Annotated in this window: 12 protein-coding genes; 5 read left to right on the top strand and 7 right to left on the bottom strand. The window is 62.5% G+C overall.

Annotation, left to right across the window (positions count from 1 at the left end):
* Position 1: 1 nt before the first annotated feature.
* From ccoO (THL1_RS18835) to ccoN (THL1_RS18810), 6 genes are all read right to left on the bottom strand, one after another.
* The gene (ccoO, locus tag THL1_RS18835; protein WP_069084644.1) at positions 2-613 is read right to left on the bottom strand and encodes a cytochrome-c oxidase, cbb3-type subunit II; all 612 of its coding nucleotides are present in this window, start codon (positions 611-613) and stop codon (positions 2-4) included.
* Positions 613-2,052 (bottom strand): cytochrome-c oxidase, cbb3-type subunit I, encoded by a 1,440-nt coding sequence (gene ccoN, locus THL1_RS18830; RefSeq protein WP_069084643.1) that lies wholly within the window; start codon positions 2,050-2,052, stop codon positions 613-615. Before ccoN (THL1_RS18830) ends, ccoO (THL1_RS18835) begins: the two co-directional genes overlap by 1 nt.
* A gap of 433 nt (positions 2,053-2,485) precedes the next feature.
* The gene (gene ccoP, locus THL1_RS18825; RefSeq protein WP_069084642.1) at positions 2,486-3,424 is read right to left on the bottom strand and encodes a cytochrome-c oxidase, cbb3-type subunit III; all 939 of its coding nucleotides are present in this window, start codon (positions 3,422-3,424) and stop codon (positions 2,486-2,488) included.
* Entirely contained in the window at positions 3,421-3,588 is a 168-nt protein-coding gene (locus THL1_RS18820; RefSeq protein WP_069084641.1) for a CcoQ/FixQ family Cbb3-type cytochrome c oxidase assembly chaperone, read from the bottom strand. Before THL1_RS18820 ends, ccoP begins: the two co-directional genes overlap by 4 nt.
* A gap of 4 nt (positions 3,589-3,592) precedes the next feature.
* Positions 3,593-4,204 (bottom strand): cytochrome-c oxidase, cbb3-type subunit II, encoded by a 612-nt coding sequence (gene ccoO, locus THL1_RS18815; protein ID WP_069084640.1) that lies wholly within the window; start codon positions 4,202-4,204, stop codon positions 3,593-3,595.
* Entirely contained in the window at positions 4,204-5,640 is a 1,437-nt protein-coding gene (ccoN, locus tag THL1_RS18810) for a cytochrome-c oxidase, cbb3-type subunit I (RefSeq protein ID WP_069084639.1), read from the bottom strand. Before ccoN (THL1_RS18810) ends, ccoO (THL1_RS18815) begins: the two co-directional genes overlap by 1 nt.
* A 109-nt stretch (positions 5,641-5,749) precedes the next feature.
* On the opposite strand from ccoN (THL1_RS18810), the gene THL1_RS18805 reads away from it, so the two are divergent.
* Positions 5,750-6,385, top strand: a complete 636-nt coding sequence (locus THL1_RS18805) for an alpha/beta family hydrolase (RefSeq protein WP_069084638.1) — start codon at positions 5,750-5,752, stop codon at positions 6,383-6,385.
* Positions 6,386-6,419: 34 nt separating this feature from the next.
* Here the strand turns inward: THL1_RS18805 and THL1_RS18800 are convergent, their stop codons facing one another.
* Positions 6,420-7,985 carry a methyl-accepting chemotaxis protein gene (locus THL1_RS18800; protein WP_069084637.1) on the bottom strand — a complete coding sequence of 522 codons (1,566 nt, stop codon included), beginning with the start codon at positions 7,983-7,985 and terminating at the stop codon, positions 6,420-6,422.
* Positions 7,986-8,611: 626 nt separating this feature from the next.
* Between THL1_RS18800 and THL1_RS18795 the strand changes: the two genes are divergently transcribed.
* From THL1_RS18795 to THL1_RS18780, 4 genes are all read left to right on the top strand, one after another.
* A complete protein-coding gene (locus THL1_RS18795; RefSeq protein ID WP_069084636.1) occupies positions 8,612-9,922 on the top strand; it encodes a nucleotide sugar dehydrogenase in 1,311 nt (436 codons plus the stop codon).
* Positions 9,923-10,002: 80 nt separating this feature from the next.
* On the top strand, positions 10,003-11,484 hold the full coding sequence (gene alg8, locus THL1_RS18790) for a mannuronan synthase (protein WP_069084635.1): 1,482 nt from the start codon (positions 10,003-10,005) through the stop codon (positions 11,482-11,484).
* A gap of 67 nt (positions 11,485-11,551) precedes the next feature.
* Complete coding sequence (locus THL1_RS18785) at positions 11,552-12,730, top strand: alginate biosynthesis protein Alg44 (RefSeq protein WP_069084634.1); 1,179 nt, start codon at positions 11,552-11,554, stop codon at positions 12,728-12,730.
* On the top strand, positions 12,727-14,106 hold the full coding sequence (locus THL1_RS18780; RefSeq protein ID WP_069084633.1) for an SEL1-like repeat protein: 1,380 nt from the start codon (positions 12,727-12,729) through the stop codon (positions 14,104-14,106). Before THL1_RS18785 ends, THL1_RS18780 begins: the two co-directional genes overlap by 4 nt.
* Position 14,107: the final 1 nt, after the last annotated feature.

Genomic DNA, 14,107 nt, shown 5'->3' with positions numbered 1-14,107 from the left:
GTTACCGTTTGTTCTTGATTGCAGTGCCCAGACCTTGCAGGTACGCGACCAGCGCGTCCATTTCGGTCTTGCCTTTGACGGCCTCTTTGGCGCCGGCGATGTCGTCGTCGGTGTAGGGCACGCCCAGTGTGCGCAGAGCTTCCATCTTGTCGGCGGTGTGCTTGCCGTCCAGCTTGTTCTCTACCAGCCAGGGGTAGGAAGGCATCTTCGACTCAGGCACTACGTTGCGCGGGTTGTACAGGTGCGCACGGTGCCAGTCGTCGGAGTAACGACCGCCAACGCGGGCCAGGTCCGGGCCGGTGCGCTTGGAACCCCAGAGGAAGGGGTGGTCCCAGACGCTTTCGCCGGCAACGGAGTAGTGGCCGTAACGCTCGGTTTCGGCACGGAACGGACGGACCATCTGCGAGTGGCAGCCAACGCAGCCTTCGCGGATGTAGATGTCACGGCCTTCAAGTTCCAGCGCGGTGCGCGGCTTCATGCCTTCCACCGGAGTGTTAGTCACGTCCTGGAAGAACAGCGGCACGATCTGTACCAGGCCGCCGATGCTCACGGCGATCACCATGAACAGGGCGAGCAGGCCGATGTTCTTCTCGACTAATTCGTGTTGCTTCATTAGTGAGCTCCTTGCGGGATCTGCGAAGCGGCGTCGTATTCAGCCGGCTTGGCAGCGCGTACGGTGCGGTAGGTGTTGTAGGCCATCAGCAGCATGCCGGTCACGAAGAAGGCGCCACCGATCATGCGCACCAGGTAGCCCGCATGGCTGGCTTCAAGGGCTTCAACGAAGGAGTAGGTGAGGGTGCCGTCTTCGTTGACCGCGCGCCACATCAGGCCTTGGGTGATGCCGTTGACCCACATCGAGGCGATGTACAGGACGGTACCGATGGTAGCCAGCCAGAAGTGGGCGTTGATCAGGCCAACACTGTGCATCTGCTCACGGGCGAACACCTTCGGAATCAGGTGGTACAGCGAACCGATGGAGATCATTGCTACCCAGCCGAGGGCGCCGGCGTGTACGTGGCCGATGGTCCAGTCGGTGTAGTGAGACAGGGCATTCACGGTCTTGATGGCCATCATCGGGCCTTCGAAGGTGGACATGCCGTAGAAGGCCAGGGAAACCACCAGGAAGCGCAGGATGGGGTCGGAGCGCAGCTTATGCCAGGCACCGGAGAGGCTCATCATGCCGTTGATCATGCCGCCCCAGCTCGGAGCCAGCAGGATCAGGGACATGGCCATGCCGAGGGACTGGGCCCAATCCGGCAGGGCAGTGTAGTGCAGGTGGTGCGGACCGGCCCAGATGTACAGGGTGATCAGCGCCCAGAAGTGCACGATGGACAGGCGGTAGGAGTAGATCGGACGCTCGGCCTGCTTGGGAACGAAGTAGTACATCATCCCCAGGAAGCCGGTGGTCAGGAAGAAGCCTACGGCGTTGTGGCCGTACCACCACTGGATCATCGCGTCAGTAGCGCCCGCGTACATGGAGTACGACTTGAAGGCGTAAACCGGCATTTCCATGCTGTTGACGATGTGCAGCATGGCGGTCACCAGGATGAAGGCGCCGAAGAACCAGTTGCCCACATAGATGTGCTTGGTCTTGCGCTTCAGGATGGTGCCGAAGAAGACGACGGCGTAGGTGATCCAGACGATACCCAGGAGGATGTCGATCGGCCACTCGAGCTCGGCGTATTCCTTGGAGGAGGTGTAACCCAGCGGCAGGGTGATGACTGCCAGCACGATCACGGCTTGCCAACCCCAGAAGGTGAAGGCGGCCAGACTGTCGGATACCAGGCGAGCCTGGCAGGTGCGCTGCACCACGTAGTAGGAAGTGGCGAACAGGGCGCATCCGCCGAAGGCGAAGATCACCGCGTTGGTATGCAGGGGACGCAGGCGGCCGAACGAAGTCCAGGGCAGGTTCAGGTTGAGTTCCGGCCACACAAGTTGTGCGGCGATGAACACGCCTAGACCCATCCCTATGACCCCCCAGATCACCGTCATAATGGCGAACTGGCGGACCACCTTATAGTTATAAGCAGTCTGACTGATTGCTGTGCTCATGCTAGGGGTTCCACGGTTAATGGAGTTTTTTGGGGACAAAAAATCGGCGGCAAGTATGGAGAAAGAGGGTAGCCATTGCAACGACACAAGCCGACACATTCCGGGCTGGGAAGCCCACTAGACAAGGATTTGCGGCTGTGCTGACGGTGTCTCTCGACGTGCCGTCGAAACCTGATGTGTTGCGTGGCAGGAGGGATCGCCTTGGAGTTGAGACGAGTGGCGACTGAAAAGCAGCTTAGCCGATGTCAAAGCGCGATGGGTGTTACTGGTCGGAGAGGTGCGACACTGGGTCGCACTATATATAAGAAGGGGTGGACACTTCCCTGTGTCCCGGGCACCCGGCTCAGGGTGCCGTTTTGCGCGGCATGCAGTTCGGTCCGAGGACCTTGCTGCGTGGTTGGGGGAGGCACTTCCCTGTGCCTCCCCGGCTTCTTCATTCCTGGGTCACCAGCCCCTGGTTCTTGTGGGACAGGCTGTAGATGTAGGCCGCCAGGACGTGGACCTTGTCCTGGCCGAGGTATTCCTGCTGTGCAGGCATCTGGCCGTTTCGACCGTGGCGAATGGTCTGTTGCAACTGGGCCAGGCTCGAGCCGTAGATCCAGCCGGCCGGGTGGGTCAGGTCTGGAGCGCCCATAACCTCGGTGCCTTTGCCTTCAGCGCCGTGGCAGGCTACGCAGGTGCTGGCGAACAGCGATTTGCCCGCTTCCAGATCCACCTTGGCGTCTTCCGGCAGTTTCAGGCCTGCCAGATCCTGGCGTACGTAAGCGGCCACATTCTTCACACCTTCGTCACCCAGTATGTCGCCCCAGGCCGGCATGGCGGCCATACGACCGTGGAGGATGGAGGTCTTGATGGTTTCCGGATCGCCTCCCCAGCGCCAGTTGCTGTCGGTGAGGTTGGGGAAGCCCAGCGCACCCTTGGCATCCGAGCCGTGGCAGATGGAGCAGTAAGTGGCGAACAGGCGGCCTCCCATCTTGAGCGCTTGAGGGTCCGTGGCCACTTCCTCGATGGTCATCGCGGAGTAGCGGGCAAAGATAGGACCGTACTGTTGATCGGCCTTCTTGACTTCGCGCTGCCACTGGGCTTCTTGTGTCCAGCCTTCGGCATAGCCAGGGAACAGGCCTTTCCAGTTTCCCAGGCCCGGATAGAGCACGAGGTAGCCGGCGGCGAAGATCAGGGTGCCGACGAACAGCAGGAACCACCATTTGGGCAGCGGGTTGTCATATTCCTCGATGCCGTCGAAGGCGTGGCCCATGGTTTTATCCGTGGTGCCCTGGGACTCACCCTTGCGTGTGGCGAAGATCAGCCAGAGCAGCGCCAGCAGGGTGAAGATGGTGAGCAGGGAGATGTACCAGCTCCAGAAAGTGGTCATGCGCGGGTGCTCCTAGAATCATTCTGGTCATCGTCGGCAAAGGGCAGATTGGCGGCTTCGTCGAAGCTGGCCTTACGCTTGCCGCTGTAGGCCCAGCAGATGACTCCGAAGGTGGCGATCAGCACCAGCAAGGTGCCAAGGCCACGCAAGGTTCCGATGTCCATGGCCTTACCTCTTGCTCTTCAGGCTGGTGCCCAGCACTTGCAGGTAGGCGACCAGGGCGTCCATTTCGGTCTTGCCCTTGACCGCTGCCTGGGCACTGGCGACGTCTTCGTCGCTGTAAGGCACGCCGAGGGTCTGCATGGCGCGGAGCTTGGCGGAGGTGTCCTTGCCGTCGAGGGTGTTCTCAACCAGCCAGGGGTAGGCGGGCATCTTCGACTCGGGCACTACGTTGCGCGGGTTGTACAGGTGCGCACGGTGCCAATCGTCCGAGTAACGACCGCCAACGCGGGCCAGGTCCGGGCCTGTACGCTTGGAGCCCCAGAGGAAGGGGTGGTCCCAGACGCTCTCGCCGGCAACGGAGTAGTGACCGTAACGCTCGGTTTCGGCACGGAACGGACGGATCATCTGCGAGTGGCAGCCAACGCAGCCTTCGCGGATGTAGATGTCACGGCCTTCCAGTTGCAGGGCGGTGTAGGGCTTCATGCCCTCCACCGGGGTGTTGGTCACGTCCTGGAAGAACAGCGGCACGATCTGTACCAGGCCGCCGATGCTGACGGCCAGGATCATGAACAGCGCCAGGAGACCGACGTTCTTCTCGAGTTTCTCGTGCTGTTTCATCAGTGGGCTCCTTGCGGGATCTGCGCGTCGGCGTCGTATTCGGCAGGCTCGGAGGCCTTCACGGTGCGCCAGGTGTTCCAGGCCATGAGGAACATGCCGCTGAAGAAGATGGCGCCGCCGATCACCCGCACCACGAAGCCGGGGTGGCTGGCTTCCAGCGCTTCAACGAAGGAATAGGTGAGGGTGCCGTCTTCGTTGACCGCGCGCCACATCAGGCCCTGGGTGATGCCGTTGACCCACATCGAGGCGATGTAGAGCACGGTACCGATGGTGGCCAGCCAGAAGTGGGCGTTGATCAGGCCGGTGCTGTACATCTGCTCGCGCCCGAAGACCTTCGGGATCAGGTGGTACAGGGAGCCGATGGACACCATGGCTACCCAGCCGAGGGCGCCGGCGTGTACGTGGCCGATGGTCCAGTCGGTGTAGTGGGACAGGGCGTTCACGGTCTTGATAGCCATCATCGGGCCTTCGAAGGTGGACATGCCGTAGAAGGCCAGGGAGACCACCAGGAAGCGCAGGATGGGGTCGGAGCGCAGCTTATGCCAGGCGCCGGAGAGGGTCATCATGCCGTTGATCATGCCGCCCCAGCTCGGGGCCAGCAGCACCAGGGACATCACCATGCCGAGGGACTGGGCCCAGTCCGGCAGGGCGGTGTAGTGCAGGTGGTGCGGGCCGGCCCAGATGTAAACCGCAATCAGGGCCCAGAAGTGCACGATCGACAGGCGATAGGAGTAAACCGGGCGCTCGGCCTGCTTGGGCACGAAGTAGTACATCATCCCCAGGAAGCCGGCGGTGAGGAAGAAGCCCACCGCGTTGTGGCCGTACCACCACTGGATCATCGCGTCAGTGGCGCCTGAATAGAGCGAGTAGGACTTGGTCAGGGTGACCGGGATCTCCAGGTTGTTCACCAGGTGGAGGATGGCCACGGTGAGGATGAAGCCCCCGAAGAACCAGTTGCCGACGTAGATATGCTTGGTCTTGCGCTTGGCCACTGTTCCGAAGAAGACGATGGCATAGCTGACCCAGACGATGGTGATCAGGATGTCGATCGGCCATTCCAGTTCGGCGTATTCTTTCGAGCTGGTCCAGCCCATCGGCAGGCTGATGGCGGCCAGTACGATGACCAGTTGCCAGCCCCAGAAGGTGAACGCGGCCAGTTTGTCCGAGATCAGGCGCGTCTGGCAGGTTCGCTGCACGGCGTAGTAGGAGGTGGCGAACAGCGCGCAACCCCCGAACGCGAATATCACCGCGTTGGTATGCAATGGGCGCAGGCGCCCGAAGCTGGTCCACGGTAGATTGAAGTTGAGTTCCGGCCAGGCCAGTTGCGCGGCGATGAGTACGCCGAGTCCCATCCCGACGATTCCCCACACCACCGTCATGATGGCGAACTGCCGGACCACCTTGTAGTTATAGGCGGTACTGCTTGCTGTGCTCATGTTATGGGCTTCCGTCCACGGTTTTTTAGAATGCGCGGCAAGCATGGTGAAAGCCCCTTGGGCGACCATTGATCTGAATCAATTGGCCCTGATAGACGGAGAAGTCTGAATGCTGTTGTGGAACAAGCCTGCAGGCCCGGTTGCGAGCACGCTCATCCTGGCCCATGGCGCGGGTGCGCCGATGGACAGTCCATTCATGGAGGGCATCGCGCAAAGGCTTGCTGTACACGGGGTTGCGGTGGCGCGCTTCGAGTTTTCCTACATGGCTGCCAGGCGCGAGGATGGGCGTCGTCGGCCACCCAATCCTCAGGCGCAATTGCTGGCCTGCTGGCGGGAAATCCACACCGTGGTGCGACAGCAGGTCACAGGCCCTCTGGCCATTGGCGGCAAGTCCATGGGGGGGCGCATGGCCAGTCTGTTGGCGGACGAACTGGAGGCGGATGCCCTGATCTGCCTGGGTTATCCCTTCCATGCCGTGGGCAAGGCGGACAAACCTCGCGTCGCCCACCTGGCCGATCTGAAGACCCCGACGCTGATTCTCCAGGGAGAGCGCGACCCGATGGGCGACCGATTGACCGTGGCGGACTACAGCCTCTCGGAGTCCATTCGCCTGCACTGGTTGGTGGCGGCGGACCACGATCTGAAGCCATTGAAAGCCTCAGGGCTTACCCATGAGCAGCACCTGGACGGCGCGGCCGACACGATAGCGCGGTTCCTGACGGGACCTGCGCGATACAGGGAATAAGAAAGGGCGCCCGCTGGCGCCCGTTCTCATTGCTTCAACGATTGAACCTGTCCACCAGGGAGTATTGGCCCTGGGCGGTATGGGTCAGTTCTTCGCTGAGCAGCGCGGTGCGCTGGGCCTCGCCCGAGGTCTGATCGGCCAACTGAGCGATACTGCTGATGCTCTGGTTGATCTGCTCGGCCACGGCGCTCTGTTCCTCGGTGGCGGCAGCGATCTGGTCGGCCATGTCGGCGATGTTCGCCACGGCCTCGCTGATGCCCACCAGCGCCTGGTCGGCCTGGAGGACGCGCTCGACACCTTCGTCCGCCTGGCGACGGCCGCTCTCCATGGTATGCACGGCTTCCTCGGCGGTTTTCTGCAGCTGGGCAATCAACTGGTGGATCTGCCCAGTGGATTCCGCCGTGCGTTGGGCGAGCTGGCGGACTTCATCGGCAACCACGGCAAAACCCCGGCCCATCTCGCCAGCGCGCGCAGCCTCGATGGCGGCGTTCAGGGCCAGCAGGTTGGTCTGGTCGGCGATGCCCTTGATCACGTCCACTACGCCGCCAATCTCGTTGCTGTCCTGGGCCAGACGCGTAACGGTTTCACCGGTTTCACCCACCGACGCCGAGAGGCGCTGGATGGCTTCGCGGGTTTCGGCGGCGATGTTGCGGCCCTGGCTGGTCAGGCGGTTCGCTTCCTGGGTGGCGTCCGCAGTGCGCTGCACGTTGTTGGCCACTTCCTGGGTGGTGGCGGCCATCTGGTTCACCGCAGTGGCCACCTGTTCGGTTTCCACGCGCTGGCGTTCCAGGCCCTCGGAGCTGTTGTGGGCGAGGGTGTCCGCCTGGCGCGCTTGCTGGGTGAGGTGTTCGGCAGTGTCCTGCAGGCGGGTCAGGCAGGTCCTCAGGCGTGCTTCCTGGCTGAGCATGGCCATTTCCAGGCGTGCCTGGACACCACGGCTGTCGGTGTACATCTGCGCGATCAGCGGGTCGGAGGTGGTCTGCTCGGCCAGGCGCAGCAGGCGCTTGATGCCGCGGTTCTGCCAGGCGAGGCCGATCAGGCCCAGCGGCACCGAGAGCAGGGCGGCGAGCAGGAAGCCCCAGGAGGAGTTCAGCCAGGCACCGATAAGAAAGCCGATCTGGCTGATGAGGATGAAAGGCAGCCAGTCCTGCAGCACCGGCAGCCACTGGTTGCGCTTCGGAATGGCGGACTTGCCTGAGTTCAGGCGCTGATACAGGGCCTCGGCGCGGCGTACCTGTTCGGCGGTCGGCTTGATGCGCACCGACTCGTAACCGACGACCTGGCTCCCTTCGAAGATCGGCGTGACGTAGGCATTTACCCAATAGTGATCGCCGTTCTTGCAGCGGTTCTTCACCACGCCCATCCAGGCGCGGCCCTTCTTCAGGGTCGTCCACATATGGGCGAATACCGCAGGCGGCACGTCCGGGTGGCGCACCAGGTTGTGGGGCGCTCGAAGCAGTTCATCGCGGCTGTAGCCGCTGATGTCGATGAAGGCGTCGTTGGTATAGGTGATAACGCCTTTGCTGTCCGTAGTGGAAATCAGGCGCTGTTCGGCTGGGAAGCTACGTTCCCGCTGGGTGATCGGTTGATTGTTTCTCATGGTTTCCTTCCGAAAGGCTTACAGCACCTATCGGCATCCGCGCCCTAAAGTTGAGCCTTTTCTTTTGGCGCCAGTCTACCCGGATTCCCTTGTCCCCCACCTCTGTATTGCACCTGGTCGCCCGGCTGAGTGCTTGTCTGTAACTTTGTGGGGTATTGGCGCTAATTATTTGACGGGCTATCAGGTTTGTTTTGTTAGATGGCTATCGGGTCTGTTGTTTTGTTTTTGGCGGCATATATATGGCGCCGTATAAAGGCTGGTTCGGTAGTTCTCAATGGAAGTTGCGAGTGCGCTTTTCAAGGTCTTTTTCGTGCCTTGCCTGTTTTTGGTGCTTTTTGTCGTTTGGCTTGAAGGCGTTGGTTTTCGGGGCTTTCGAGTTAATTGGTTGTTTTCTATTGGTTATTAATTTTGAAACTTGGAAGTGTTTGTATGTCCGTGTGGATGGCACTCGATTTGCTCTGTCGAAGTTGTCTTTCGCAATGCGGCTGTCGTGCTTTCTTGGCGTCGTGAATATGTCTTCTGGCCATTCACGAAGAATCCTGCCGTACCTTCGAATCTTGTTCGGGCTGGATGCTCGCAAGTCAGTCGCGAGGTCCGCCCTGGCCATTCGCCTGGGGGAACGTGCAATGCGCATAAGCATTTTCGGGTTGGGGTACGTCGGGGCGGTTTGTGCAGGATGCCTTTCGGCGCGGGGGCACCAGATAGTCGGGGTGGATGTTGCGCCTGTGAAGATCGACATGATCAACCAGGGCAAGTCGCCCATTGTCGAGCCTGGTTTGGAAGAGCTGCTCCAGCAAGGCGTGGCCAGCGGCAGGTTACGTGGCACGCTCGACGTGCGCGAAGCGGTGCTCGAGACGGAAATTTCCTTCATCGCCGCGCCTACGCCGAGCAAGAAGAACGGTGACCTGGACGTTTCCTACATTGCTCAGGTCTGCGAACAGATCGGCAGTGTGCTGCCGGAGAAGGGTTCGCGCCACACGGTGGTCGTGCGCAGCACCGTGCTACCGGGCACCGTGATGAACGTGGTCGTACCCATGCTGGAGAAGTGCTCGGGGTTGACGGCCGGCGTCGATTTCGGCGTGGCGGTGAATCCCGAGTTCCTTCGCGAAAGCACCGCCATCAAGGACTACGACTATCCGGCCATGACGGTGATAGGTGAGCTCGACCAGAACTCCGGCGATCTGCTGCAGGCCATCTACAGCGAGCTGGACGCGCCCATCATCCGCAAGGGCATCGAAGTTGCGGAGATGATCAAGTACACCTGCAATGTCTGGCATGCCACCAAGGTCACCTTCGCCAATGAGATTGGCAACATCGCCAAGGCTGTCGGCGTCGACGGCCGGGAAGTGATGGAGGTGATCTGTCAGGATCACAAGCTCAACCTCTCCAAGTACTACATGCGTCCGGGCTTCGCCTTCGGCGGCTCCTGCCTGCCCAAGGATGTACGGGCGCTGACCTATCGCGCCGGCCAACTGGACATAGAGCATCCGCTTCTGCACTCGATCATGCGAAGCAATCGGGTCCAGGTGGAGCGCGCCTTCGACCTGATCGCCAGCCATGACAAACGCCGCATCGGCCTGCTCGGCCTGTCCTTCAAGGCCGGTACCGATGACTTGCGGGAAAGCCCGTTGGTGGACCTTGCCGAGATGCTCATTGGCAAGGGTTACGACCTGCACATCTACGACCGCAATGTGGAATACGCGCGGGTCTACGGCGCCAACAAGGACTACATCGAATCGAAGATCCCGCATGTTTCATCGCTGCTGCGCTCCGACCTGGATGATGTGGTGGCCCAGGCCGACGTCATCGTCCTCGGTAACGCCGACCAGCAGTTCGCCAGCCTGGTGGACAAGGTTCCAGCCGGTAAGACGGTGGTCGACCTGGTGGGCTTCATGAAGGAACGCAGTGGTGCCGGCAGGGAAGGGATCTGCTGGTAGCGAAAGGCCCCGGCGGCAGTCTTTGAATCCGGCGAGCGCCGGGGCAGGGGAGTGGCGTCCACCTCGGGAGGGCGATTGGGATGAATGGTTTGGCACGCGGCCTGCGCGAAGGCGCCGGCTGGATGTTCTTCTGCACGGCCCTGATGCTGCTGGCCCTGGCCATGCCGCATTCGGTGTTCGACCCGGAATCCCGGGATTTCCTCCTCTTGCTGGGGGCGGTGGGTATCTGGCGCTATTCGATGGGCGCCATTCATTACCTGCGCGGCATGTTGTTCCTCTACGTCGTTTTTCCGTGGTATCGGCGTCAGGCGCGCAAGCTCGGGGAGGCGGCGGACCCGTCCCACGTGTTCCTGCTGGTGACCAGTTTCCGCATCGATGCGCTGACCACTGCCCAGGTCTATCGCTCGGTGATCGCGGAGGCCATCGACTGTGGCTATCCGGCCACGGTGGTCTGCTCCCTGGTGGAAATGTCCGATGAACTGTTGGTGAAAAGCATCTGGCAGAAGCTCGACCCACCAGAGCGCGTCAGCCTGGACTTCGTGCGGATCGCCGGTACGGGCAAGCGCGATGGCCTGGCCTACGGTTTTCGCGCCATTTCCCGGCACCTGCCGGACGACGACGCGATAGTCGCGGTGGTAGACGGCGATACCGTGCTGACCCCGGGCGTGATCCGCCGTACCGCGCCCTATTTCCGGCTGCTGCCCAAGGTTGGCGGGCTTACGACCAATGAGTTCTGCGAAGTGCGCGGCGGCTACATCATGAGCGAGTGGCACAAGCTGCGGTTCGCCCAGCGCCACATCAACATGTGTTCCATGGCTCTGTCGCACCGGGTGCTGACCCTGACCGGGCGCATGTCGGTGTTGCGCGCCCAGGTGGTGACCAACCCTGGGTTCATCGCCGATGTCGAAAGCGATCATCTGGATCATTGGCGCCTTGGGCGCTTCCAGTTCCTCACCGGTGACGACAAGTCCAGCTGGTACAGCCTGATGCGCCTGGGCTACGACACTTTCTACGTACCGGATGCCGCGATCAATACGGTGGAGCACCCGCCGGAGAAGAGTTTCTTCAAGGCCAGCCGCAAGCTGATGTTCCGCTGGTACGGCAACAACCTGCGGCAGAACTCCCGCGCCTTGCGCCTGGGGGCGCGTCGACTGGGCTGGTTCACCTGCCTGGTTCTGGCCGATCAGCGCGTCGCCATGTGGACCAGCCTGCTGGGACCGGCCGTGGCGATCATCGCCAGCCTCAAGTACGGCATCCAGTTCCTGCTGGTCTACCTGCTCTGGATCGGCATGACGCGGCTGGCACTGACCCTGCTGCTGGTGGCGTCCGGGCATCCGGTGGGGCCGGCCTATCCGCTGATTCTCTATTACAACCAGGTCCTCGGCGCCATGGTGAAGGTCTACGTCTTCTTTCGCCTCGACCGGCAGTCCTGGACGCGGCAGAGCACCAAGCTGGAGCGGGGCCTGGCGAGCTTCCAGAACGGGTTCAACGCATGGTCGTCACGGGCCATGACCTTTTCCGCGGTCAGCGTCTTTCTGGCCGTACTTGTGAGCATCGTGTAACGGGGCCGGGCCGGCGGAGCGGTCGGTCTGGCAGGGGACAAATCCGAGTCGGGAAGGATAAGGAACAATGAGCACAACCACGGGTGTAGCCAGCAACGCCAACATCGTCCATGAGTCCGAGGCCCAGCGGCAGTACGCGCGCCTCAAGATACCGGCCAAGGTGCGATTCCACGGCCCCCACCGCGAAGCACTGGAGAGCGAGTTGCTGGACCTCTCCGCAGGTGGCTTCAGCTTTGCCACCAATGCCCTCTCGCTGCAGGTCGGTGGACACCACAAGGGCAAGCTGGTGTTCCAGGTGGACGGCCTGGGCATGGCCATCGATATCGAGTTCCAGGTGCGCTCGGTCCACGGCAAGGGCGACCGTGTCGGATGCGAGTTCCATAACCTTCGCCCCCGCGAAGTGGCCGCTTTGCGCTACCTGATCACCGCCTACACCAGCGGCGAGATGGTGACCATGGGCGACATGCTCAACACCTTGCAGCGCGACAATTTCGCCAAGGCGCGCAAAGGCAAGGATGGTGGTGCTGGCATGGGCTTCTTCAGCCGCGTACGGGCCTTCAGCTTCAGTCTGGCGATCTTCCTGGTCGGCGTTGGTGCCTTCACCTACATCCTCAACCAGCTCTACCAGTTGTACTTCGTCACCCATGCCGACTCGGCCATGGTCAACCTGCCCAGCCAGACTGTCAGCATGCCCCGCGAGGGCGTGGTGCAGGCGTCTCTGGTCAAGGTCGGCGGTGAAGTGGCGAAGGGTGCACCGCTGGCTACCTTCAGCGCCACCATGCTCGATGTGCTGAAGAACAGCTTGCCGGAAGGGCAGATGACGCCGGACAACATCGAGCGTCTCTTCAGCAAGACCCTCCAGGGGACCCTTACCAGCCCCTGCGATTGCCGCGTGGTAGCGCAACTGGTGGGCGACGGCCAGCCGGCCGGCAAGGGCGCGCCGGTGTTCGAGCTGCTGCCGCTGCAGGGCCAGGTGACCATTGAGGCGCGCTTCCCCTACAGGACATTCGCCAAGGTGCAGCCAGGCGCCGAAGTGAGCGTCCAGGTAGCCGGCGAGAGCGTGCCGCGCATCGGCCATATCAGCTCCGTATCGCTGCAACAGGGTGGCCTGGCGTCAGACCTGCGGGTGTCCATCCTCACCCGTGAACCGTTGGCGACCGAAATGGCTGGGCGCCCGGCGGAAGTGACCATCGACGGCCTGCCCGGCAATCTGCTGCTGGACAAGGTCATGGCGGCCGGTCAATGAGGGCCGCTTTCCTTTCCCTGCTGGGGGGTGGCCTGCTCCTGGGCTGCGCCGGGCTGCCCGACCAGCAACTGGCGCGGGAAGCCCTGCTGCGTGGCGACGATGAGACTGCCCGGCAGAACTTTCAGGCCTTGGCCGGCATGGGCTACCCCGAGGCACAGACTGCCTTGGGCGACATGGCCGTGGGTAGTCGCGACCCCAGCCGCCTGGCTGAAGCGGAAAGCCTTTACCGCCAGGCCGCGTCCAGTTCGGTGCGCGCGCAGTCGCGTCTGGGCCGGCTGTTGTCGCGCCAGGGGGGCGCCAGCGATATCCAGCTCAAGGAGGCCGAAGGCCTGCTGGACCAGGCCATCTCCCGTGGCGAGTACAGCGCAGTGGTGCCGCTGACGTTGCTCTACCTGAGTTACCCGCAGCTGTCGCCGGCACTGGATCCGCAGCAGTTGGTGAACGGTTGGCGTACCCAGGGTATAGCCGAAGCCGAGTTGGCGCAGATCCTCATCTATCGCAGCCAGGGCAGCTACACCGCGCATCTGGGCGAGGTGGAAGCCAAGTGCCAGGCGCTGTTACAGCTGCAGGACATCTGTTACGTGGAGCTGGCCACCGTCCATCGTCTGCGTCAGCAACCCGAAGCCATGCAGCTGCTGCTGGCCAACCTGCGCAGCGCCTACGCGAGCGGGGTGGTGGCACCCGCGCGGCTCGAGTCGGTGGCGCTGACCCTGGCCGATCCGGCCATTCCGGCGCCGGCCGAGTTGAGCCAGGCCAAGGGCTTGCTCGATGAGGTCGCTCCGGTCTATCCCGGCGCCTGGGCTTCCCTGGCCAAGCTGCTGCACGATTACCCGGCCCTGGGGAGCCCCGAAGAGATGCTGGGCTACCTGGAGCGCGGCCGCGCCGCCGGGGATAGCCGCGCGGAGCTGCTGACCGGGCGCCTCTACTACGACGGCCGTGTTCTGCCGCAGGACCCGCGCCTGGCCGAAGAACACTTGCTGAAGGCGGCGGCCGAGCAGCCCGCGGCGCATTTCTATCTGGGTCAGCTCTATCGCCGTGGCTACCTGGGTGAAGTACGTCCGCAAGAGGCGACGGATCACCTGCTGCAGGCCGCCCGCGCCGGCCACACGCGCGCCGATCTTGCCCTGGCGCTGCTGTTCAGCGAGTCCCTCGGGGTGAAGGTCGACCGCGTCAATGCGTATGTCTTCGCGTGCCTGGCAGCCGGTCAGGCGCAACCCGAGGCGACCGCCTTGCTCGCCAATCTCGAGCCGGCCATGAGCGCCGCCGAGCGCCAGCGCGCCGCGCAGCTACTGCAGGACGAGCAGGGCACGCGGCACATGGACCCGGCTCGCCTGGTCCGTATTCAACCGCTGCAGAACGGGATGGACCTGCTATGAA

This window comes from Pseudomonas sp. TCU-HL1 (assembly GCF_001708505.1).
Lineage (GTDB): Bacteria > Pseudomonadota > Gammaproteobacteria > Pseudomonadales > Pseudomonadaceae > Metapseudomonas.
The sequence above is the reverse complement of the archived record's forward strand: the minus strand, read 5'-3'. Positions and strand labels throughout refer to the sequence as shown.